Source organism: Gordonia sp. LMA484 (assembly GCF_058129505.1).
In genome coordinates this window covers 6,447,229-6,467,657 of sequence record NZ_CM176700.1, presented here as the reverse complement: position 1 = coordinate 6,467,657, position 20,429 = coordinate 6,447,229, and the positions used below count along the sequence as shown (strand labels likewise).

Here is a 20,429-nt window from a genome sequence, read left to right as displayed (position 1 = left end):
ACCCAGACCGTCTTGTGCACACTTTGGCTCGAAGTTCCGACGGTCACCGCCCGATGCCGGTCGAGACGGCCATGGACCAGATAGCCGAACGGTTGGCGGACATCCGTGATCGGCATGGCCCCAGGGCGATCGCCAGCTACGCCGGCACGATGGCCCACATCACCACCGCACCGACCGCAGCCCCGGTGCATGACGCACTGTTTGATGCGATCGGTTCCGATATGCGGTTCGACCCGAACACCATCGACAAGGGCGGGAAGCAAGTCGCCGCATCGCTGCTCGGCTCCTGGGGCGCTCCTTCTCAGGGCTTCGCATCCCCTGAGGCGATCATGTTGATAGGCATCAATCCAGTGGTGACGTGCACCGGTCTTCCGGCGGGCCCACCCAAACGATGGCTTCTCGATACGCTTGCGGCCGGCTGTAGATTGATCGTCATCGATCCACGGCGCACCGAGGTTGCTCGGCTTGCCGACCACCATCTGCACGTGGCCCCCGGACATGATGTCCCGATTCTCGCCGCCATGATTCGCACCGTGATCGACGATGAGCTCTTCGACCGCGATTTCGTACATCGCCACGTCCGAGGTCTTCCAGAGCTTCGTGCTGCCGTCGGCGCATTCGATCCCGATCAGGTGGCCCGACGTGCCGGAATAGCCGCCACGGACCTCGTCGCTGCTGCTCGCTGCTATGCAGGAGCATCGCGGGGATACACGATGGCCGGGACCGGACCGAACATGGCGGGGGACGGAACTCTGGCCGAGTACCTGGTGTTGGTCCTCGAGACGCTGTGTGGTCGCTGGCTGCGAGCCGGTGAGACGGTGGCCGCGACGCCGACCTTTCTCCCTCCTACATCTTATGTGGCGCAGGCTAGTTCATCTGAGGGCGAGTGGGCGCTACCCGGAAGGATACGGGTACGCGGCCTGCGACGAACGAAGGCCGGTATGCCAACAGCCGCGTTGACAGACGAAATCCTCACGCCAGGTGAGGGCCAGGTCCGCGCGCTGATCAGTTGGGGCGGCAACCCCGCCGTGGCATTTCCAGACCAACAACGCACAATCGAGGCGCTCGAGTCGCTGGACCTGTTTGTTCAGATCGATCCGTGGTATTCGGCTTCGGCTCGGTTTGCCGATTACGTGATCGCACCTACGATGCCGTTGGAGGTGCCGTCCACGACGGTCTTTCTCGACTACCTTGCAGCCCGAGGCACCGGCTACGGGATCGGGCAGGCCTACGGTCAATACACGCCCGCAGTCGCGGAACGACCCCCAGGGTCCGATCTCATCGAGGAATGGCAGTTCTTCCTCGGCCTGATGCGACGCATGGGATATCCCGTCGAGGTGTCACCGTTCGGGACAGGGCCGCAAGGTCCGCGCTACACGATCAGCGGTCAGCCCACCACCGACCAACTCATCGAAATCCTCTCCCAAGACGCATACATTCCCCTCGCAGAGGTGAAGTCACATCCCGGTGGATTGACCCGGTCCGACCGGTTACAGCGGGTGGACGAGGGGAATCCTGAGGTGACCGATCGCCTCGACATCGGTAATCCGCTGATGATTGACCAGCTTTCCGAGCACCTCGACGTCTCCACGACAAACGACCGCTCCAACCGACCCTTCCGGCTGTTGTGCCGCCGGCATCTGCACGTCTACAACTCTTCCTGCAACATCGAGCGGACCAATCGGGGAAACCCCTACAACCCCGCGTACATGAATCCTCACGACTTGGCAGCCCTTGACATCTCGGAGCGTGACCTAGTGCGGATCACCTCCGATCGATCGGCAATTACAGCTGTGGTCCATGCGGACGCCCAACTCAGACCGGGGGTGGTCTCGATCGCCTTCGGCTACGGCCCAGCGGACCGAGACAACGACGTGTGGGCAGTCGGGAGCAGTCCGAGCCGGCTCGTTTCGGTATCTGACGTCTTCGACAGGTACACCGGGCAACCGCGGATGACGAACATCCCCGTATCCATCGAAAGGATCACGTCCGAGCCGTATCGGCATCAACCATGAGGCGCACGAAGCCTGGGACACGCCCAGGATCCATATGCGACGCCGGGTTCACACACGCGCGGCGATCTGTGTACAGCGTCGCGGCCCCTGTCGGATACGACCGTCGCTGGATCGGAGCCTGTGGGTTCGGCAGGCTCCTATCGCTCGCTGCGCGAACGCCGGTGGATCGTCAAGGAATGGCCCTGCGCCGCCCGAAGGGCATAGCCAAACTTGTGGACCGGATCGCCGGCTCGCCCGCGCACTGGGTCACGACGCCGCCACACGCGCCTGGGCGGGAACAGCATCCGACCTACTGAGTTCTTGGTGATCGAGCGAGTATCGATACGAGCCCATTCCCAGCAGACAGGCGATTCCACCGATGACCATGACGACGATGGGCAACGCACCCGCGACGTAGGACCCGGTGGCGCCGTAGACCTGACCCAGCAGAAAGATGCCGAACGCCGAACCCATTGCGTAGAGGAAGTACACACAGCCGAGGACCCGGGCATACGAGTGCTTCGGGAAGTATCGACTCGTCATGTATGCGGCCACATCACCTTCGGCGCCCAGGGCGAAGCCGACGAGGATCGCTCCGGCGAACAGCAGGACCGTGCTGGTCGGCAGGATCAACAGGGATACCCCCAGTCCGCACAGCGCGAAGATCACCGCGCCGACGATCGGCGCAAAGACCCGGTCGAGGAGATAACCCACCACGAGTCGCGCACCGACCGACGAGAGACTGAGCACCGACAGGATGACCACGGCCGTCCCCCGCCCGATGCCCTTGTCGGTTGTCATCGGCACGATCTGCGACATCAGACCGAAAGTCGCCGACGAGACCAGGAAGATCGCGGCTGCGAGCAGCCAGAACTGCCGGTAGCCCTTCGCGATGGACCAGAGCGACTCTCCCGCGACACGGCCCTGGGCGCGGGCCTCACGGCGTTCCGCTTCGTCCCGGGCCGGCATGCGTGTGATGAACGCGTACACGGAGGCCGGGACTACCGTGCACAGGGCACCGATCACGAGGAATGCGGCGCGCCACCCGGCCAGTCCGAGAATCCAGTTGGCGAGGTAGGGCATCACGACGCCACAGGCACCCAGACCGGCCATCAGAATGCCGAGGGCCAAACCCCTTCGGTCACTGAACCATGCGGTCACCACGGTCGCATGCGCGATCGGGTTCAGAGCGCCGGCCCCGGCACCGATCAGCACGCACAGGGCGTAGAAGGCCATCTGACTGTTCGGGACCGCAGCCATCAGCATCAGACCCCCACCGAAGGCGAACACCATCGGTACCGAGGGGCGGCTCGGGCCGAACCGATCGACCAGCATCCCGAGGACCACGATGGAGACGCCGACGAGGATCGTCTCGATTGACAGCCCGTTGGAGATGACACTCCGATCCCAGCCGAATTCTTCCGACATCGGCTTGCCGACAACGTTGAACAGTACGTTGACCGCCGTGGTGCCGAACAGAAGGGTCAGGAATCCTGTTGCCGCATACCACCATCTGTTCAGTTGGCGACCTTGCGCAGTAGGTGCTGTGGAGATCATTCGGGTTCCTTTTGTCGCGGTACTTGGGACATGCGCCGAACCTCCCCCACTCACCACAGTGTCCGGCGTCACAAAATCAGACCATATGGACAGTCCAAAAGTAAATATCGGACCTAAAATCGTCATTTCAGACACTTCCCCCACACGCGGGTATTGCCGATCGGGTGATCGCGGCGCTACTGTTGTGCAAATGGTCAGTCCTAATGACCACAACGACGAGGTGGGCAAGTAGCCCACAACAGGAAAGGACACCGAAGTCTGATGGCCGAATTCACCGACATCACGTACGAGGTCGACAATGGGCTGGCCTGGATCACCATCAACCGGCCGGACCGTTACAACGCCTTCCGTGCGCAGACCGTCGACGAACTGATCCTCGCGTTCAAGCGGGCATGGGCCAGCTCGGAGGTCGGCGTCGTGTGCTTGACCGGCGCGGGCGACAAGGCGTTCTGTGCCGGCGGCGACCAGAAGCAGCGCATGGAGACCGGGGATTACGGCCCATCGCAGAGTGGCCTGTTCGAGGTCGAATCCCTGCACCGCGTCATCCGTGACAACCCGAAGCCGGTGATCGCGGCGGTGAACGGGCTGGCGATCGGCGGCGGGCATGTGCTCCACGTGCTGTGTGATCTGACCATCGCCGCCGACACCGCACAGTTCGGACAGAACGGCCCGCGGGTCGGCTCGTTCGACGCCGGTCTGGGTTCCGGATACCTGGCCCGTGTCGTCGGCGAGAAGCGGGCGCGCGAGATCTGGTTCATGCTTCGCCGACTCTCGGCGGATGAAGCTCTCGATTGGGGTCTGGTCAACAAGGTCGTCCCCGCCGCCGATCTGAAGGCGGAGGTCCGCGCGTGGGCCGACCAGATGCTCGACTTCTCCCCCACCGCACTCAAGGTGCTCAAGCAGTCTCTGAACACCGACACCGAACACTTCGTGAGCATCGGTCAGATGGCTTACTCCACACTGGAGATCTTCGGCGAGACGCCCGAATCGCGCGAGGGGATCACCGCGTTCAACGAGAAGCGCAAGCCCGACTTCACGCCGTACCGGGGTAAGTGAGTTGCAGTTCTCACCCGAACAGCGCGAGTTCGCGGCGGCGGTTGCGCAGTACTGCCGCCGCGAACTGGCCACGGTTGCCCAGCGCGATGCCCTGACCGAGGGCGGAACACTGTCGAACAGCCCCCAGGTACTCAGCGACCTCGCGCGCCACGGCTGGCTCGGGGTGTCACTTCCCGAGGAATACGGTGGGGGCGGTGCCGGGTTCGTCGACGAGTGCATCTTCCTGGAGGAATCGACGCGCGGTCTCGCACCGATCACCGGATACTCGACGGGCTTGACGGCCGCTCAGACCTATCTGCGCTGGGGCACCGACGAGCAGAAGAAGACGGTGGTCACCAACCTGACCGCCGGGCGCCTGGAGGCGATCGCCCTCAGTGAGCCGGGCGCCGGTTCCGACCTCGCCGGTCTCCGGGTGAGTGCACGCCGCGACGGTGACCGGTATCTGATCAACGGCCAGAAGACGTGGATCTCCGCAGCCCATGTCGCCGAGCACATCCTGGTTCTTGCCCGTGAGGATTCCTCGGGGTCCAAGCATCAGGGGATGACGCTGCTCATGGTGCCGACGTCGTCCCCGGGTCTGTCCATCCGTGGCATCGAGACGATGGAGGCCCGCACGTGTAACGACGTGTTCTTCACCGACGTCGAGGTACCGGTCTCCGCCGTCGTCGGACAGCCGTGCAACGCGTGGAAGCAACTGATGCGCGGATTGAGCATCGAGCGACTCATCATCGCTGCGATGAGCATCGGAGGCGCCCGACGAGCACTGGACGATGTCGTCGCCTACACCAAGGAGCGCGAGCAGTTCGGTCAACCGTTGGCGTCCTATCAGGCCCTTCGACATCGGTTGGCAGACCTCGCCACCGACATCGAGCTCGCCCGTGTGTTCGTCTACGACGTCGCCACCAAGATCGACGCCGGCCTCGAGGACGACCTCGCCCGCGAGAGTGCGATGGCCAAGATGCGGTGCACCGAGATCGCGAAGAACACCACTCTCGAGGCGATGCAGATGATGGGCGGCTACGGCTACGCACGCGAGTACGGCATGGAAGGCCAGGTCCGTCGTGCCCTGGCACCACCGATCTACGGCGGCACCAACGAGATTCAGCGCGAGATCATCGCCAAGAACATCGGCTTGTGAGTTCCTGCCACACGCCATGAGACAACGAGGTTTATGATGACCGACGACACGACCTTCTCACCGAAACTATTGGCCAACAAGCGAGTACTGATCACCGGCGGTGGTACGGGGCTGGGTCGCGGTGTCGCGCGTCACCTGGTCGAGCACGGCGCCGAAGTGCATCTGTGGGGGCGCCGTGAAGCCGTGCTCGCCGAGGCCGCCGAGGAAGCGTCCGCATCCCGGCCCGGCTCGGTTCAGTATCACACCGTCGACGTTCGTGACTACGACAACGTCGACGAGACCATGGGCCGGATCTGGTCGGAGTTCGGGCCATTGACCAGCGTCGTCAACAACGCTGCGGCGAACTTCATCGCACAGACCAAGGACTTGAGTCCACGCGCGTTCCAGGCGATCACGAGCACGGTGATGAACGGCTCCTTCCACACCACGCACGCCGCCGGAAAGCGATGGATCGCCGACGGCCTTCCCGGCAGCGTGCTGTCCACGCTGACCACCTGGGTCTGGACCGGATCGGCGTTCGTCGTGCCGTCCGCGATGGCCAAGGCGGCGGTGCACTCGATGACGATGTCGCTGGCCGTCGAATGGGCCAAGCACAACATCCGGCTCAATGCCCTTGCTCCCGGGCCGATCCCGACCGACTACGCGTGGGAGATGCTCAACCCGACCGACAAGAGTTCGGTCGGCGCGACCCAGGCCGACCAGATCCCGGCCGGTCGGACCGGCACCATGGAGGAACTCGCCAATCTGACGATGTTCCTGCTCTCCGATGCGTGTGACTACCTGACGGGGCAGACCATCGCAATGGACGGCGGGCAGATGCTGGCCGGGCCGGGGACCTTTGCCGGACTCAATGGCCTCACCGACGCCGATTGGCAGCAGATCAGGGAGACCAGCAAGGCCGCCTCGGAATCGAGCAAGGCGCAGCGAAGCGTGTGAATCCACCTCGCACGCATAGATGAGGGGCGCATCCAGTGGATGCGCCCCTCATCTATGCGTGCATGGGCCGGAGCCTGGACACGCACGGTGGTGTGTCTCGGAAATAGGTGGCCGGTATCCGGTGGAGCGATCGGCGTCTGGCAAGGCGGAGGAGGGAGTGAAAGCGGCGCTATCTCGACCGACGACAACGCGGCCAGGCGTCGATCGAACGCCGGAGACCCGTCGCCTATCTCTGAGACACACCACTAGCTGTCGAGTATTGCGGAAAGCCGTTGCGCTGTTGCGGCGATCGCGTCGCTGTCCCCTGGGATCCCCGGCTTCCACGGCAAAGCCAACCGATCCTTGCTCTTGTCGCCGTACCGTGGGATCAGATGAAGGTGGAAATGAAAAACTGTCTGCCACGCGGTGGCTCCGCAGCAGTTCAGCAAGTTCACCCCGTCCGCGTCGAGCGCGGTCATCACAGTCCGCGCAACTCGCTGTGCCGCCAGGGTCACGGCGCTCAGGTCGTCGGGAGCGATCTCCAGCAGATCCCGACTGTGGCGTTTGGGGACTACGAGCAGGTGCCCTTCGGACGCCGGGCTGACGTCCATGAAGGCGTACGTCGAATCATCCTCTGCCACCGTGAAGCTGGGAATCGTTCCCGCCACGATGCCGCAGAACACACACTCATCCATGCGGGGCGTTTCCTCCGATCAGAGCGAGGGCCGGTACTCGTACCTGCGACTGCGGGTCAACGCGAACTCAAAGACTCCAGAGCCACTCACGCCGTCGAGGTCGAATGCGCAGAGACGGTCTGTCAGCGCGGAGTCGAGCGAGCGGGGCGAGACAGAGCCGTCCAAACGGTACCGATCGGATTCGACATGGTCCACACCGTGCGAAACCCCGTGGTGGCCGCCGTAACCGGCGCCTGCCATGAAGCCGCCTCCGGCCGAGGCGTCGGCGTGTACCCGATATCGCTCACCCGACGCGGTCGACACCTCGACCTCCCCTTCGGCCAGGTCGAGGCCATCGGTGAACACCAACGCGTGCCGCACGTCGGTGATCGGATCGAGCCGGCCGTCCTCATGCATCACCGCGCCCTCCAAGAGGAGCCGTTCATGGGTGCGGGTCTCCACGAGCAGGAAGCCGATCGAGAAATCGGGGAACTGGGCCTGATACCAGATGTGCAGGCCCTGCCCGCCGGACATGGTGCGCACTCCCCGCGATCGGTCGCGTTGGCCGTACCAGCCATCGACCGACGTCGACGCTCCGTCGATGATGAGTTCGCCCGTGTACCGGCCGGACTGGAAGAGGTGATCGAACGAGGTCCGTTGTGCGGACTCGTTGGTCACCGCGACCTCACCGAACCACGCCGGTGTGCGAGCGCGCCAGGTGATGTCGAACTCGACTCCGATCTCGTTGGCGCCGAGCTGGAGTCGCCACAGCTCGTTCGGCTCGAGCATCTCGAACCGGAACGGGCCTGCGCCGGTGCGGTCGGTGGCGCTCAGCAGGCTGGAGAAGCGCAGGTTTCGTTGTTCACCGGGCTGCGACAGCACCACGAACCCGTCGACGGTGTCCTTGGGCGGGTACATGCCGAATCCCATGATGACCGAGGGCGCCCGACCGATGCTCGGATGCATGTTGAACATCAGTCGGTCGAAGAAGCCGGCGGGTAGGTCGGTGACGTCGGCGGTGATCAGCGGATCGTGGAAGGTCGTAGCGCCACTACGAGTTGTCATCTCGAGTACTCCTTGGTGTCGTCGGCTGCGGGTCAGAAGCGGGCGGTGCCGGCAACCGCCAAGCCCGCCGCGCGCCGTGCGTCCCGCAGGAAGCTCGGCACAAGAGCGGGATCCGAGTAGTAGTCGTCGCCGATCCCGTCCACAACGCGACGCCGACTGTATTCGTACAGCACCGCCAGTTTCCACAGCGAGAGCGTCGTGTACCACGCAAGATTGCCGAGGTTGCGGCCAGTGCGTTCGTGATATCGCTGTGCGAGTTCGCTTTTTGTCGGGTAGCCGTCCTCCAGCAGGGCCGCACTCAGCTCCGCCGTGGGGTTCATCGGCTCCCCGGGGTCGGGGACGGTCGCCAGCAGGTACCCGACGTCGAGCAGCGGGTCACCGACGGTGGCCAACTCCCAGTCCAGCACCGCCGCGACGCGACCAGGTGCGTCGGGGGCCAAAACCAGGTTCCCGATACGGAAATCGCAGTGGATCAGTGTCGCACCGGACTCCGGCGGGACATTGGCCTCCAGCCAGGCATCGACGTCGGCGAAGTCGGGCGGCGGCTCGCCGTTGTCGTCGGCCACCAGTCGGCGCATCCGCTGCAGGTGTCGGGCGTTGAAACCCTCCGGACGGCCCATCCGGTCCAGTCCCACGCCCTGCCAGTCCACGGCATGGAGGTCGGCCAGGGTGTCGATCATGCTGTGCCCGATCAGCTGACGCTGCCCCGGCGCGTCCAACGGCGGCGGTGTGCGATCGGTGACCACGGGACCCGGTGCAAAGCTCATGACATAGAAGGGGACGTCGAGCACCTCACCGTCGCGCGCCACCGCGAGAACCTGCGGAACCGAAACGGCTGTCGGATACAGCGCCGTCAGCAGTTTCGCCTCGCGCAGCATGTCGTTCGCGCCCGGGGGTATCGGTGGCGGGGGTGGCCGCCGGACCACGACATTGTTGTCACCGTCGCTCACCAGGAAAGTCAGGTTCGAGTGACCGTCACCGATCGGTTTCGTGGTGATCGGTCCCGACAGAATCCCGCGGCTCTCGAGGAACTCCCGCAGGGCGCCCCTTGTCTCCGCGTCCCAGTCCCATGCCATCGCCGATCACCGACCGGTGAACTGGGGCCGGCGCTTGTCCTTGAACGCAGCCAGCGCTTCGGGCATGTCATCGGTGCGCGTCAGCAACGCCTGCCCTCGATTCTCGAGTTCCAGAGCCGCCTCGTACGAACCGATCTCGGTGTTGCGTTGGATCGCGCGCTTGGACATTCGGACACCACCGGGCGAGTTCTGCGCGATCAGGCGTGCCATCGCCAACGCCTCGACGAGGAGTTGTTCGGACGGCACCACTTGATTGACCAGGCCGATGCGGAGGGCCTCATCGGCCTCGACGATACGTGCGGTGAAACCGATCTCGGCGGCTCGGGCGGGCCCGACGAGTCGCGCGAGGTTGTACGAGGTCCCCAGCTCGCCGATCGAGAGACCGACCTTGACGAACGCCGCGCTCATCTTGAGCGTCGGTGCGGCGAGACGAATGTCGGCGGCCAGCGCGAGCGCCATCCCACCGCCGGTCGCCGGACCGCGGATGGCTGCGATGACCGGGAAGGGTAGGTGGCGAATCGACTGGATTCCTCCGGTGGCGGTCTCCTGGAACTTCAGGAACTCGCGGACACCCATCTCCGTGATCACATGGATCTCGTCGAGGTCGAACCCCGCGCAGAAGGCGCGCTCGCCTGTTCCGGTGAGGATGAGTGCGCGCAATCCGCTGTCCCGGAGCGCGCGCCCGGCGGCAAGATGTTCGTGGAACATGGTCACGGTCTGCGAGTTCATCCGCTCGGGGCGATTGATGCGCAGAATGCCGATGCCCGGTTCGGCTTCCTCGAACGTGAGCGTTTCGAGGTCGGGGAATGCGATGGTCATGTCTCGATGTACCTAACCGTGGTGATGTCTGGTGGCGTGCTACCGGCCCTGAAAGACCGGCGCCCGCTTCTCCTTGAAGGCGGACAGGGCTTCGGCCATGTCGGGGCTTCGGGTGAGCAGCGCCTGCCCTCGGTTCTCCAGCTCGAGCGCGGCGGCGTAGGACCCGACCTCCAAGTTGGCCTGCAACGCGCGTTTCGAGAGCTGCACTCCACCTGGCGAATTGGCCACAATCTGCTCGGCAAGGGCGAGCGAGTCGGCGAGAACGTCGTCGGGGCTGATCGAGTTGACCAGTCCGAGCTCCTCGGCTTCCGCCGCCTCGACGATGCGGCCGGTAAAGCAGATCTCGCTCGTCTTGGCCGGCCCGATCAGGCGGGTGAGCAACCACGACGTACCGAGATCGCCGGCCGACAGCCCGATGCGCACGAACGCCGCGTTGAACTTGGCTGCGGTACCGGCCAAACGGATGTCGGCGGCGAGCGCGAGCGAGAACCCACCTCCGGCCGCGGCACCGTTGACCGCCGCGATCACCGGAACACGCAGCGAACGAATGGCGGACAGCGCGCGTGCCGCCCGCTCCTGCTGATCGAGCATGCCGAGAGCACCCAGGTTCGGTAGTTCGTCGGCATCGGCGAGGTCATAGCCGGAGCAGAAAGCCTTGCCTGCACCCGTGAGGATCACGACGCGGCAGTCGTCTTCGGTCTCGAGCCCCCACGCGAGCTGTTCGAGTTCGATGAACATCGTGTTGGTCATCGCGTTGAAGCGGTCGGGCCGATTGAGCGTCACGACGACGATGCCCGGCTTGACCTCTTCGGCGAGCAGGGTCTCGAATCTCTGGTCCAGGGTTTTCATCACCGAACTCCTTCGTGGCGGATTGTGAGGTACTCTGCTGCGCTGGTCAGCGGAACTGTGGTGCGCGTTTACCGACGAAGGCGCTGATGCCCTCGGCGGCTTCACCGTCCTCGAACAAGGCTTGGATCTGCTCGACCTCGACCCGCGCACCCTCATCGAGGGGAAGATCGAACGCGGCGTCGACGGTGCGCACCACGGCGAGTTGGGCCGACAGCGACGGGCCGAGGAGTTCGTCGGCGAAGGCCAGTGCGGCCTTGACCGCGTCACCGTCGGTCAACCGCTCCACCAATCCGATCCGGTAGGCCTCCTCGGCGGCGACCTGCCGCGCGGTCAGCATGATGTCGAGCGCGCGGCCGCGACCGACGAGACGCGGCAGGCGTTGGGTTCCACCTGCGCCGGGGATCAGTCCGAGTTTGACTTCAGGTAGTCCGAGCTTCGCGTTACGGCCGGCGACCCGCAAGGAACAGGCCAATGCAAGTTCGAGTCCCCCGCCGAGCGCGATGCCGTCGATCGCTGCGATCGAGATCCACGGCGAAGCGGCCAGGCGATCGTTGACCGCACGCATCTTGTCCCCGTAAGCCGTGAAGCTCTCGGCGTCGATCGACGACAGATGTTTGATGTCGGCGCCAGCAGCGAAGAACCCCGCCCGGGCCGACGTGATCACCATGACCTTGACGTCACCAGCTTTCTCGGCGGCGTCCATCGCCAGATGAAGGCCATCCAGCAACGGGATTCCAAGAGCATTGGCCGGAGGACGCTCCAACGTCACGGCGGTGATGCCGGGTTTGACCGTCTTCCAGGTGACGACATCTTGCGCTTGGTCTGCCATGCGTCCTCACGTTTCGCCTGTTGACCACCGTTGGGCGGCCAGAATCTTCTCCTTGGAAGCTATCCATTCCAGCCGTTCAAGTCAACCATTATTTTGGTATGACCAAAATACGTTTGAGCAACACTCCCTGCGTACGGGGTCGCGACGGCAGGCGCGTTGCTGTTAAATTAGGTACGACCAAATGCACAGAAAGCAGGTGGCAATGCCCGAGTCGCCCTCGTCGAGCGCGGTCGCGCGACACCCGGTACAGCTGCAGCCGATGCAGGTACCCAAAGCGTCAGACGTTCTCGCCAATGACCTCCGCGAACGCATCCTCCGCAACGAATTCCCCTCGGGGACGGCCTTGCCACCGGAGCGTGAGCTCGTCACGCAGACCCGGATGAGCCGGACCACCGTCCGCGAGGCGCTGCGCATCCTCGAGGTCCAAGGACTCGTCACCATCAAGACGGGTCGCTCGGGTGGTGCATTCGTCCAGCAACCAGGAGGTGATGCGCTCGCAACGTCGGTGAGCCTGCTCATCCGGGGGCAGCAACTACGACTCACCGCTCTGCTGGAGACCCGTGAGGCGATCGAACCGGCGTGTGCCAGCCTGGCCGCCAAGTATCGGACCGACGACGATATGGCTGCCCTCGACGCCGCGAACACCGCGATCGGCGATCCTGATCTGCCCCTCGAAGCATTCCTGCAGGGCAACGTCGACTGGCACCTCGCGGTGGCCACCGCAAGCCACAACGAGCTGCTCACCGGATTCATGAGCGCGCTGTCGCACGCGATCTACACCTCGACCGAGAACAAGGCCTTCGTCGACGACGAGGTGCGTAAGACCACGTACAAGGCGCACAAGACGATCACCGATGCGATCAAGGCGGGCGATTCCGCTGCCGCCATGCGCCGCATGACCAAGCACGTCCACGGTTATGCCGAGGCGGTCGTGCAGGTCGAGGAGCGCACGAAGATCGATCTGGGCGAGGCGTGAGCAGCGGTTTCGACACGCGAGGATCCGTGGTTCGCAACCGAGCTCTGCGCCTGTAGTAACCCCCGCCCCTGATTTACGGACCCGCTCCCCTGAGGATCAAGACGCCAGCGGAGGGCCGTCACGAAGGGCCGCCCTTCGTGACGCATCCTCGCAAGCTCGGAGGCCCCTCAGGGACCGCATGACCTCTCCCGCAAGCCCGGAGGCTCCTCAGGGACCGGCACAAGCTCCCCCGTCCGGGATCGGAATGATTTCGCACGCGAACTCGCTCTGCGGGAGCGGGCGAGGCGGCCGGAGTCACTGCCAAACTCAGGCCGGTGCCGCTACCGACAGGTGTCGCCGCAGACCGGACAGGATGTGGGAGTTGATCTGCCGTGTCTCCTCATCGGTGAGTCCCCAGGGCGGGGCAATCAGATCGAGGTGGTCGAAGCCCTCCGGAATCCGGGCCAGTGCATCCGCGAAATCGGCTGGGCGGCAGGCGATGGCGATCGTGTCGATCATCTCGTCGCTCACCGCGCGCACGAGTGCCTCGGTGTCGCGGTCCCGGGCTGCCTGCCGGATCACCTGCTGCTCCGCACTCCAGCCATGCAATTCGAACAGCCGGTCGTACACCCGTGAGGCCGCGTACTGGCCGATGGCGAAGGCGGCCTGCCGACGCGCGAGTTCGACGTCGTCGTTGATCGCGCACATGCGGATGCCCATGACCGTGACCTCATCCGGGTCGCGCCCCGCGCGCTCGGCGCCGATCGCGATCTCGTCGGCAACGGGCCCGCGCACATACTCCGCGGTGAACATCGGGTGCCCGACGAGTCCGTCGGCATGCTCGCCTGCGGTGCGCAACATCAGCTTGTTGACGCCCGCTATCCAGAGCGGGATCGTCGGCCGAACCGGCTCCGGCACATCGGAGGTCGGCGTGATGTGTACGTGGTAGAACCGGCCGTCGTGATCCACCGGCCCCTCGTGCAGGCGCCACAGCGCCTTGAGGACGGTCAACAACTCGGCCATGCGCGCTGCCGGCGCCTCCCCGCTCACCCCGTGCCAGGCCTCCATCATCTTCGGGGTGCCGTTACCGAGCCCCAGGATGATTCGGCCGCCCGAGAGCTCGTCGAGGTCACGAGCCTCTGCTGCCCACATGAGTGGGCTGCGGCCCACGCCGTAGGCGATGTTGGTTCCGATCGCGATGGTGTCGGTACCGGCAGCCAGCGCTGCCATCGGGATCGTCGCGGACCTGCTGTACAGCTCGCTCGTCCAGACCGCGGCGCATCCCACCGCTTCCGCCTCGCGGGCCAGCTCGGTCATCGTATCGAAGCGACGCCGACCAGTTCCCACACCGAAGGCATTGACACCGAAGGTCGTCATCGTGAGTGATCCTTTCATCGAGATCTCTTGTAGCGCGGAGAATCTCACGCGCGACGCGGGAAGCGGTGGAACTGGGGCGTGCGCTTGGCCTTGAAGGCCTCGCGCCCTTCCTTGGCTTCCTCGCTGGCATAGAACAGTAGATTGGTGTCGTGGGCGAGTTGCTGAATACCCGCGAGCCCATCCTCGGCCGCATGAAAACTGGCCTTCATCAGGCGCAGCGCCATAGGTGAGAGTTCAAGCATCTCCCGGCACCACTGCACGGTTTCGCGCTCGAGATCCGCGAGCGGTACCACGGTGTTCACCAAGCCCATCTCCAGCGCCTGCTCAGCGCTGTACTGGCGGCAGAGGAACCAGATCTCCTTGGCCTTGCGCACACCGACCATGTCGGCGAGCAGCCCTGCACCGAAGCCCCCGTCGAACGAGCCGACCCGGGGGCCGACCTGACCGAGACGAGCATTGTCGGCGGCGATCGTCATGTCGCAGACGATCTGCAGAACGTGACCACCCCCGATCGCGTACCCGGCGACCATCGCGACAACCGGTTTCGGCAGTCGCCGGATCTGCACCTGCAGGTCCGTGACGTGGAAGCGCCCGACCGCGTCAGGTCGGTCTGGTTCGGTGAGATAGCCCGTATCTCCGCGAACGCGTTGGTCACCGCCTGAGCAGAACGCCTTGTCGCCCTCCCCGGTCAGGACGATGACGCCGATGCTCGGATCTTCTCGTGCGTGGGTGAGCGCCTCGGAGATCTCGATCAGAGTCTGTGGCCGAAAGGCGTTGTGCACCTCAGGTCGACAGATCGTGATCTTGGCGATCCCGTCATCGGTTCGGGAGTAGTCGACGTCATCGTAGCGACGAACCGTCGACCACTCGACCGTTGCCGTGGTCACCGTCAGGCCATCGTGAGTCCGCCGCTGACGGACAAGGTCTGACCGGTGATGTAGCCGGTCTCGTCGGAGGCGAAAAACGCGACCGCGGCAGCGATGTCGGCCGGCAGTGCCAGGCGTTTCATGGGGACCGCGCGGGTCATGCCACCAAGCACCTTGTCGGCGTCCTGGCCGGAGTTGTTCGCGAACTTACGCAGCGCCGGAGTGTCGGTGGGTCCGGGGCACACGGTGTTCACGGTGACGCCCTTCGTCGCGACCTCGCGCGCCAGGGTCTTGGTGAAGGCGATGATGCCGCCCTTGGCGCCGGAGTAGACGGCCTCCAGCGATGAACCGACGCGTCCCGCATCGGAACCGATGTTGATCACCCGGCCGAAGCCCCGCTCGATCATGCCCGGCACGACGGTGTGGTTCACGCGCAGCGCGCCCTTGAAGTTGATGTCGAGAATCTTGTTCCAGAAGTCCTCGTCGGTGTCGAGAAACTTCATGAAGTCGTCCCAGCCCGCATTGTTCACCGCGACATCGATCGGACCGAGTTCCTTCGAGACCTGCTCGATCGCAGACTTCACCGAAGCGGTGTCGGTGACGTCGATCGGCACCGCGATCGCCTCCCCGCCGGCTGCCACGATCTCCTTGGCCGTTTGCTGCGCCACCTCGAGATTGAGGTCGGCTACGGCCACCCGGAACCCGGCCTCGCCCAGCTTGCGAGAGATCCCCTCGCCGATTCCCTGGGCCCCGCCGGTGACAAGTGCGACTCGATTGCTCATGAGGTCGTTTCCTTTCGATGGTGATTCTCTGAGTATGCGATGGACATGATGTGCACGTTCACGACGTTGCCCGCACCGCGGTGGCCAGTTCCTCCCGGAACTCCGGGGCCGCGACCGCGATGAGTCTGCGGCGCCGTTCGGCCAGCGGCTGACCCCGCAGGTGCGCAATACCGAATTCCGTGACCACGCAGTCCACGTCGGCGCGTGCCGTGGTGACGATTCCCTCGTCGAGCGCGAACTTGATCGACGATCGTCCGCGCATCGTCGAGCGTACTGCGATGATCGAGCGCTTCCCGGTGAGTGCTGCCGCGCGAGCGAAGTCGACTTGACCGCCGACAGCGCCGAGGTAGGTGCCCCGGCTCATCTCCGCGCCGACTTGTCCCGTCAGGTCCACTTCGATCGCGAAGTTGACCGCGACCAGCGATGCGAGCTGTGACAACACCTGGGGCGCATGGGTGTAGCTGGTCGGACGGAACAGCACCGGCGCATCGGCGATACGGCTGTACATGGCGTCGGACCCCAATGCGGTGCCCGCCACCGCGAGTCCGGGATCGATCTGTTTGCGGGAGCCGGTGATCACGCCCTTGTCGATGAGGCGTAGGACGCCGTCGGTGATCATGCCGGTGTGTACGCCGAGGTCCTTGTGACCGGCGAGCGCGTCGAACACCGCGGCACCGGTCGAGCCGATGCCGACCTGCAGGGTATCGCCGTCGTCGACAAGCTCGGCGATGTGCGCGGCGATCGCGCGATCGACGTCACCGGCCGGGCGGGTCGTTTCCTCCTGGAGGGGTCGATCGGTGTTGATGGTGGACACGAAGCGCCCCAACGGGATTCGCGGGGAACCGGGAACGATGGGCATCTGCTGGTTGATCTCGGCGAAGAGCATCGATGTGTGCGCGATGGCATCCGCCATGTAGTCGACGCCGATGCCGAGCGAACACATGCCGTCGGCGTCGGGCGGCGCCACCTGTAGTAGTCCCGCGTCGCAGGGCAGTCGGTGCTCGGCGAACATCCGGGGCAGCGCCGAATAGTGGCACGGCACGACCTCGAGTCGATCGGTGGCCCCGAGATCGCGGAGCGCACCCAGACCGCCGTAGGACACCATGGTGTCGGTCGGCGACATGGATTGCGCCAACTGGTCATTCCAGCTCAACCCGGTGAAGAGTCGCAGCGGACCGAGGTCGGGAGCCTGGGCGAGCAACTGGTCGACCAGCGGGCGTGGTTCGGCGGCGGCCTGGCTCCACCAGACACCCATGCCGGGTTTGAGCAGCCCGCCGAAGTCGACCATCAGTCGACCCGCTCTATGAGGGTTCCCGTGCCGAGGCCACCGCCGCAGCACATGGTCACCAGTCCGAGGTGGCTGTCACGACGCTCCATCTCGCTCAGGATGGTGGCGATAAGTCGGGCACCGGTGGCGCCGACCGCGTGTCCGAGGGCGATTGCTCCGCCATTGACGTTGACCCGGTCCTCGTCCGGCTTGAGTTCGCGCTGCCAGGCGAGCACCACCGAGGAGAATGCCTCGTTGACCTCGAACAGATCGATGTCGTTGATGGTCAACGCGTTCCGATCGAGGATCTTGTGCGTCGCCGGGATCGGTCCGGTCAGCATGATGATCGGGTCCACCCCGACCGTGGTCTGATCTGCGATGCGCGCACGGATTCGCAGGCCGTGCCGCTGCGCCGCCTCCCGGGTGCACAGCACGACCGCCGCCGCGCTGTCGCAGATCGGGCTGGACGAACCGGCGGTGATCCGGCCGTTCTCGGGGCGGAACACCGTCTTCAGCTTGCTCAGTGTTTCCAGTGTGGTGCCGGGACGTACGGTCTGATCCCCGGTGCGGATCTCGCCGTCGAGTTCCATCTTGACCATCTCGTCGACGAAGCGTCCGGAGTCGATGGCGGCCGCGGCCAAGGTGTGCGAACGGACGGCGAACTCGTCCATCTCGGTGCGGGAGATGTCCCACCGTTCGGCGATGAGTTCGGCACTCTCCCCCTGGGTGACGAAGTCATAGCGTTCACGCAGTTCGGCCGGCCAGGGCTCGCCGTAGAGTTCGCTGATCTTGGCGGGCGAGTTCATCGGGACATGCCCCATGTGTTCGACGCCGCCCGCGATGACGACGTCGTGAACACCCGACGCCACCAGTGCTGCGGCAAAGTTGACAGCGGTCTGAGCCGACCCGCAGCGCCGGTCCAGCGTCGTCGCCGGAACCTCTGCCGGATAGCCGGCCTGCAACCAGGCGTTGCGACCGATGTTGCGCGACTGTTCACCGAACGGCGCGGTGCAGCCGATGATCAGATCCTCCACCACCGCCGGGTCGATGCCGGTGCGGGTCACGAGATCCTGGTAGCAGGCCGCCAGCATGGCGTTGGGATGAGTGTCACGAAACCACCCCTTCTCGGGATGTGATTTACCGATGGGGGTTCGTACGGCCTCGGCGATGACGACTTCTCGGCCCGAGGTGGCGAACGGGCCCGTCACAGTTGCTCCCATGTCAGATCACCGTCCCGCCGTCGACGGGAAGGATCTGTCCGGTGATGTAGGCCGCCGCATCGGAGGCCAGGAACACGAAGCTGGGCGCAATCTCGTCGGGATACGCCCAGCGCCCCAAGGGGATGCGTGCCAGGGTCTTGGCTGCCAGCTTCTCGTTGCTGCGGATGTTCTCGGTCATGGCAGTCGCCGCCAGCGGGGCGACCGCGTTCACGGTGACCGACTGCCGGGCCAACTCGCGGGCCAGCGATTTGGTCAGGCCCACGATGGCTGCCTTCGCTGCGCCGTAATTGGCCTGGCCGATCGTGCCGGTCAGGCCGGCCGCCGACGTCACGTTGATGATCCGGCCCGTCCCGTCGGACGGCAGGACGTCCAGTGCCGCGTGACTGCAGTGGTAGCTGCCCATGAGATGGGTGTCGAGCACCTTGCGGAACTTCGCCTCGTCCATCTTGGGGAACATCGCGGGTGCTATGACCCCGGCGTTGTTGACCAGGATGTTCAGGGTTCCGTTTCCCAACGCGGCCGCGGCTGCCACCGCGTCCCGCGCGTTGTCCGCGTCGCAGACGTCGAGTGCGAACGGCTCGGCGGTTCCGCCTGCGGCGGTGATCCGTTGGCTGACCTGGGCTGCGGCGTCCTTGTTGATGTCGGTGACGAGCACCGCTGCGCCCGCAGCCGCGAACGCCTCGGCGACCGCCGCGCCGACGCCACCGCCGGCACCGGTGACCAGGGCGGTGCGCCCGGTCAGCCCGAAGACACTGGTCCCATGGGGCTTTGCGGATTCGGTGGTCGGCTGGTCACTCATCAGTAGCTCCTTGGTAGGCCGAGGACGTGGGAGCCGAGGTAGTTCAGGATCATCTCCTGGCTGATCGGCGCGATCCGGGTCAGGCGCGCTTCCCGGAAGTAGCGGGCGACGTTGTACTCCTCGGAGTAGCCCATGCCGCCATGGGTCTGCAAGGCTCGATCGGCAGCGTCGAAACCTGCGTCGGCGCACAGGTACTTGGCCGTGTTGGCCTCGCGCCCACAGGGCTTGCCGTTGTCGTAGAGCCACGTTGCCTTGCGGAGCATCAACTCGGCCGCGTCGAGGCGCGCGAGCGAGTCGGCGAGCGGGAACTGGATTCCCTGGTTCTTACCGATCTGCCGACCGAACACCTCGCGCTCGTTGCCGTAACGGACACCCGCGCGCATCGCCGCCCGGCCGATGCCCAATGCCTCGGCGGCCACCAGGCAGCGTTCCGGATTCAAACCGTCGAGGATGTAGGCGAACCCCTTGCCCTCCTCGCCGACGCGGTCCTCGACGGGGATTTCCAGGTTGTCGATGAAGAGTTCGTTGGAGGTGACCGCGTTGCGACCCATCTTCTTGATCGGCCGAATGTCGACGTGGTCGCGGTCCAGGTCGGTCAGGAACAGCGTCAGGCCGTCGGTCTTCCGCGGCGACTCGTCGAACTTCTGGGTACGGGTCAGCAGCAGGATCTTCTCCGACTCCACCGCCTTGGAGATCCAGACCTTGCGACCGTTGACGATGTACTTGTCGCCCGCACGCTTGGCGAAGGTGGTGATCTTGGTCGTGTCCAGGCCCGCGCCGGGTTCGGTCACGCCGAAGCAGACGTGCAGGTCACCGTTGACGATGCGTGGCAGGGTGCGCTGCTTGAGTTCCTCGCTGCCGTGCACGATCACGGGGTGCATCCCGAAGATGGAGAGGTGCATCGAACTCGCGCCGTTCATGCCTGCACCGGAGGCCGCGACCTGCTCGAGCAGGATCGACGCCTCGGTGATGCCGTATCCGTGGCCGCCGTACTCCTCGGGGGTGGTGATCCCCAGCCAGCCGCCCTCGGCGAACGCGTTGTAGAACTCCGTCGGGAATTCGTGCTTCTCGTCCTTTTCCTGCCAGTACTGGTCGTCGAACTTGGCGGCCAGTTCGGCGACCGCATCACGAATCGTGATCTGGTCCTCTGTGAGTTCGAAATCCACGTCGGTTCTCCCTATCCTCAGTCCT

At 65.0% G+C, this 20,429-nt stretch carries 19 protein-coding genes; 5 read left to right on the top strand and 14 right to left on the bottom strand.

Annotated features, from left to right (window positions below; all coding sequences use genetic code 11):
- Positions 1 to 53: 53 nt before the first annotated feature.
- Positions 54 to 2,015 carry a molybdopterin-containing oxidoreductase family protein gene (locus AC4AMJ_RS28760; RefSeq protein ID WP_489918542.1) on the top strand — a complete coding sequence of 654 codons (1,962 nt, stop codon included), beginning with the start codon at positions 54 to 56 and terminating at the stop codon, positions 2,013 to 2,015.
- A 246-nt stretch (positions 2,016 to 2,261) separates the two neighbouring features.
- Here AC4AMJ_RS28760 and AC4AMJ_RS28755 read toward each other — a convergent pair whose 3' ends face one another.
- Complete coding sequence (locus tag AC4AMJ_RS28755; protein ID WP_489916403.1) at positions 2,262 to 3,551, bottom strand: MFS transporter; 1,290 nt, start codon at positions 3,549 to 3,551, stop codon at positions 2,262 to 2,264.
- 261 nt (positions 3,552 to 3,812) lie between these two features.
- Between AC4AMJ_RS28755 and AC4AMJ_RS28750 the strand changes: the two genes are divergently transcribed.
- From AC4AMJ_RS28750 to AC4AMJ_RS28740, 3 genes are read left to right on the top strand one after another with little or no spacing between them, the layout of a single operon-like run.
- Positions 3,813 to 4,607, top strand: coding sequence for an enoyl-CoA hydratase-related protein (locus tag AC4AMJ_RS28750; RefSeq protein ID WP_489916401.1), 795 nt, complete (start codon positions 3,813 to 3,815; stop codon positions 4,605 to 4,607).
- Between the two features lies 1 nt (position 4,608).
- Complete coding sequence (locus tag AC4AMJ_RS28745) at positions 4,609 to 5,745, top strand: acyl-CoA dehydrogenase family protein (RefSeq protein WP_489897681.1); 1,137 nt, start codon at positions 4,609 to 4,611, stop codon at positions 5,743 to 5,745.
- A gap of 36 nt (positions 5,746 to 5,781) precedes the next feature.
- Positions 5,782 to 6,681: an SDR family oxidoreductase gene (locus AC4AMJ_RS28740; protein WP_489897682.1), complete on the top strand. Its 900-nt coding sequence runs from the start codon at positions 5,782 to 5,784 to the stop codon at positions 6,679 to 6,681.
- Positions 6,682 to 6,926: 245 nt separating this feature from the next.
- Here the strand turns inward: AC4AMJ_RS28740 and AC4AMJ_RS28735 are convergent, their stop codons facing one another.
- From AC4AMJ_RS28735 to AC4AMJ_RS28710, 6 genes are read right to left on the bottom strand one after another with little or no spacing between them, the layout of a single operon-like run.
- On the bottom strand, positions 6,927 to 7,355 hold the full coding sequence (locus tag AC4AMJ_RS28735) for an HIT family protein (RefSeq protein WP_489897683.1): 429 nt from the start codon (positions 7,353 to 7,355) through the stop codon (positions 6,927 to 6,929).
- Positions 7,356 to 7,373: 18 nt separating this feature from the next.
- A complete protein-coding gene (locus AC4AMJ_RS28730) occupies positions 7,374 to 8,399 on the bottom strand; it encodes an Rv3169 family protein (RefSeq protein ID WP_489916399.1) in 1,026 nt (341 codons plus the stop codon).
- Positions 8,400 to 8,431: 32 nt separating this feature from the next.
- Positions 8,432 to 9,475 carry a phosphotransferase family protein gene (locus tag AC4AMJ_RS28725; protein WP_489916397.1) on the bottom strand — a complete coding sequence of 348 codons (1,044 nt, stop codon included), beginning with the start codon at positions 9,473 to 9,475 and terminating at the stop codon, positions 8,432 to 8,434.
- Between the two features lie 6 nt (positions 9,476 to 9,481).
- The gene (locus AC4AMJ_RS28720; protein ID WP_489916395.1) at positions 9,482 to 10,294 is read right to left on the bottom strand and encodes an enoyl-CoA hydratase/isomerase family protein; all 813 of its coding nucleotides are present in this window, start codon (positions 10,292 to 10,294) and stop codon (positions 9,482 to 9,484) included.
- Between the two features lie 39 nt (positions 10,295 to 10,333).
- Entirely contained in the window at positions 10,334 to 11,143 is an 810-nt protein-coding gene (locus AC4AMJ_RS28715) for an enoyl-CoA hydratase/isomerase family protein (protein WP_489897687.1), read from the bottom strand.
- 46 nt (positions 11,144 to 11,189) lie between these two features.
- On the bottom strand, positions 11,190 to 11,972 hold the full coding sequence (locus AC4AMJ_RS28710; protein ID WP_489897688.1) for an enoyl-CoA hydratase-related protein: 783 nt from the start codon (positions 11,970 to 11,972) through the stop codon (positions 11,190 to 11,192).
- Positions 11,973 to 12,174: 202 nt separating this feature from the next.
- Here AC4AMJ_RS28710 and AC4AMJ_RS28705 point away from each other — a divergent pair, with 202 nt between their 5' ends.
- Positions 12,175 to 12,948 (top strand): FadR/GntR family transcriptional regulator, encoded by a 774-nt coding sequence (locus AC4AMJ_RS28705; protein WP_489897689.1) that lies wholly within the window; start codon positions 12,175 to 12,177, stop codon positions 12,946 to 12,948.
- A 306-nt stretch (positions 12,949 to 13,254) separates the two neighbouring features.
- Here AC4AMJ_RS28705 and AC4AMJ_RS28700 read toward each other — a convergent pair whose 3' ends face one another.
- The 7 genes from AC4AMJ_RS28700 to AC4AMJ_RS28670 are packed head-to-tail and all read right to left on the bottom strand — an operon-like array spanning position 13,255 to position 20,404.
- Complete coding sequence (locus AC4AMJ_RS28700) at positions 13,255 to 14,304, bottom strand: LLM class flavin-dependent oxidoreductase (protein ID WP_489897690.1); 1,050 nt, start codon at positions 14,302 to 14,304, stop codon at positions 13,255 to 13,257.
- A gap of 44 nt (positions 14,305 to 14,348) precedes the next feature.
- Entirely contained in the window at positions 14,349 to 15,191 is an 843-nt protein-coding gene (menB, locus tag AC4AMJ_RS28695; protein WP_489897691.1) for a 1,4-dihydroxy-2-naphthoyl-CoA synthase, read from the bottom strand.
- A gap of 2 nt (positions 15,192 to 15,193) precedes the next feature.
- The gene (locus tag AC4AMJ_RS28690) at positions 15,194 to 15,952 is read right to left on the bottom strand and encodes an SDR family NAD(P)-dependent oxidoreductase (RefSeq protein ID WP_489897692.1); all 759 of its coding nucleotides are present in this window, start codon (positions 15,950 to 15,952) and stop codon (positions 15,194 to 15,196) included.
- 58 nt (positions 15,953 to 16,010) lie between these two features.
- Positions 16,011 to 17,240 (bottom strand): acetyl-CoA hydrolase/transferase family protein, encoded by a 1,230-nt coding sequence (locus AC4AMJ_RS28685; RefSeq protein ID WP_489916393.1) that lies wholly within the window; start codon positions 17,238 to 17,240, stop codon positions 16,011 to 16,013.
- The gene (locus AC4AMJ_RS28680; protein ID WP_489916390.1) at positions 17,240 to 18,439 is read right to left on the bottom strand and encodes a thiolase family protein; all 1,200 of its coding nucleotides are present in this window, start codon (positions 18,437 to 18,439) and stop codon (positions 17,240 to 17,242) included. The genes AC4AMJ_RS28685 and AC4AMJ_RS28680 overlap by 1 nt, the downstream gene beginning before the upstream one ends.
- A 1-nt stretch (position 18,440) precedes the next feature.
- Positions 18,441 to 19,238 (bottom strand): SDR family NAD(P)-dependent oxidoreductase, encoded by a 798-nt coding sequence (locus AC4AMJ_RS28675; protein WP_489916388.1) that lies wholly within the window; start codon positions 19,236 to 19,238, stop codon positions 18,441 to 18,443.
- Entirely contained in the window at positions 19,238 to 20,404 is a 1,167-nt protein-coding gene (locus AC4AMJ_RS28670) for an acyl-CoA dehydrogenase family protein (protein ID WP_489897696.1), read from the bottom strand. Before AC4AMJ_RS28670 ends, AC4AMJ_RS28675 begins: the two co-directional genes overlap by 1 nt.
- Positions 20,405 to 20,429: the final 25 nt, after the last annotated feature.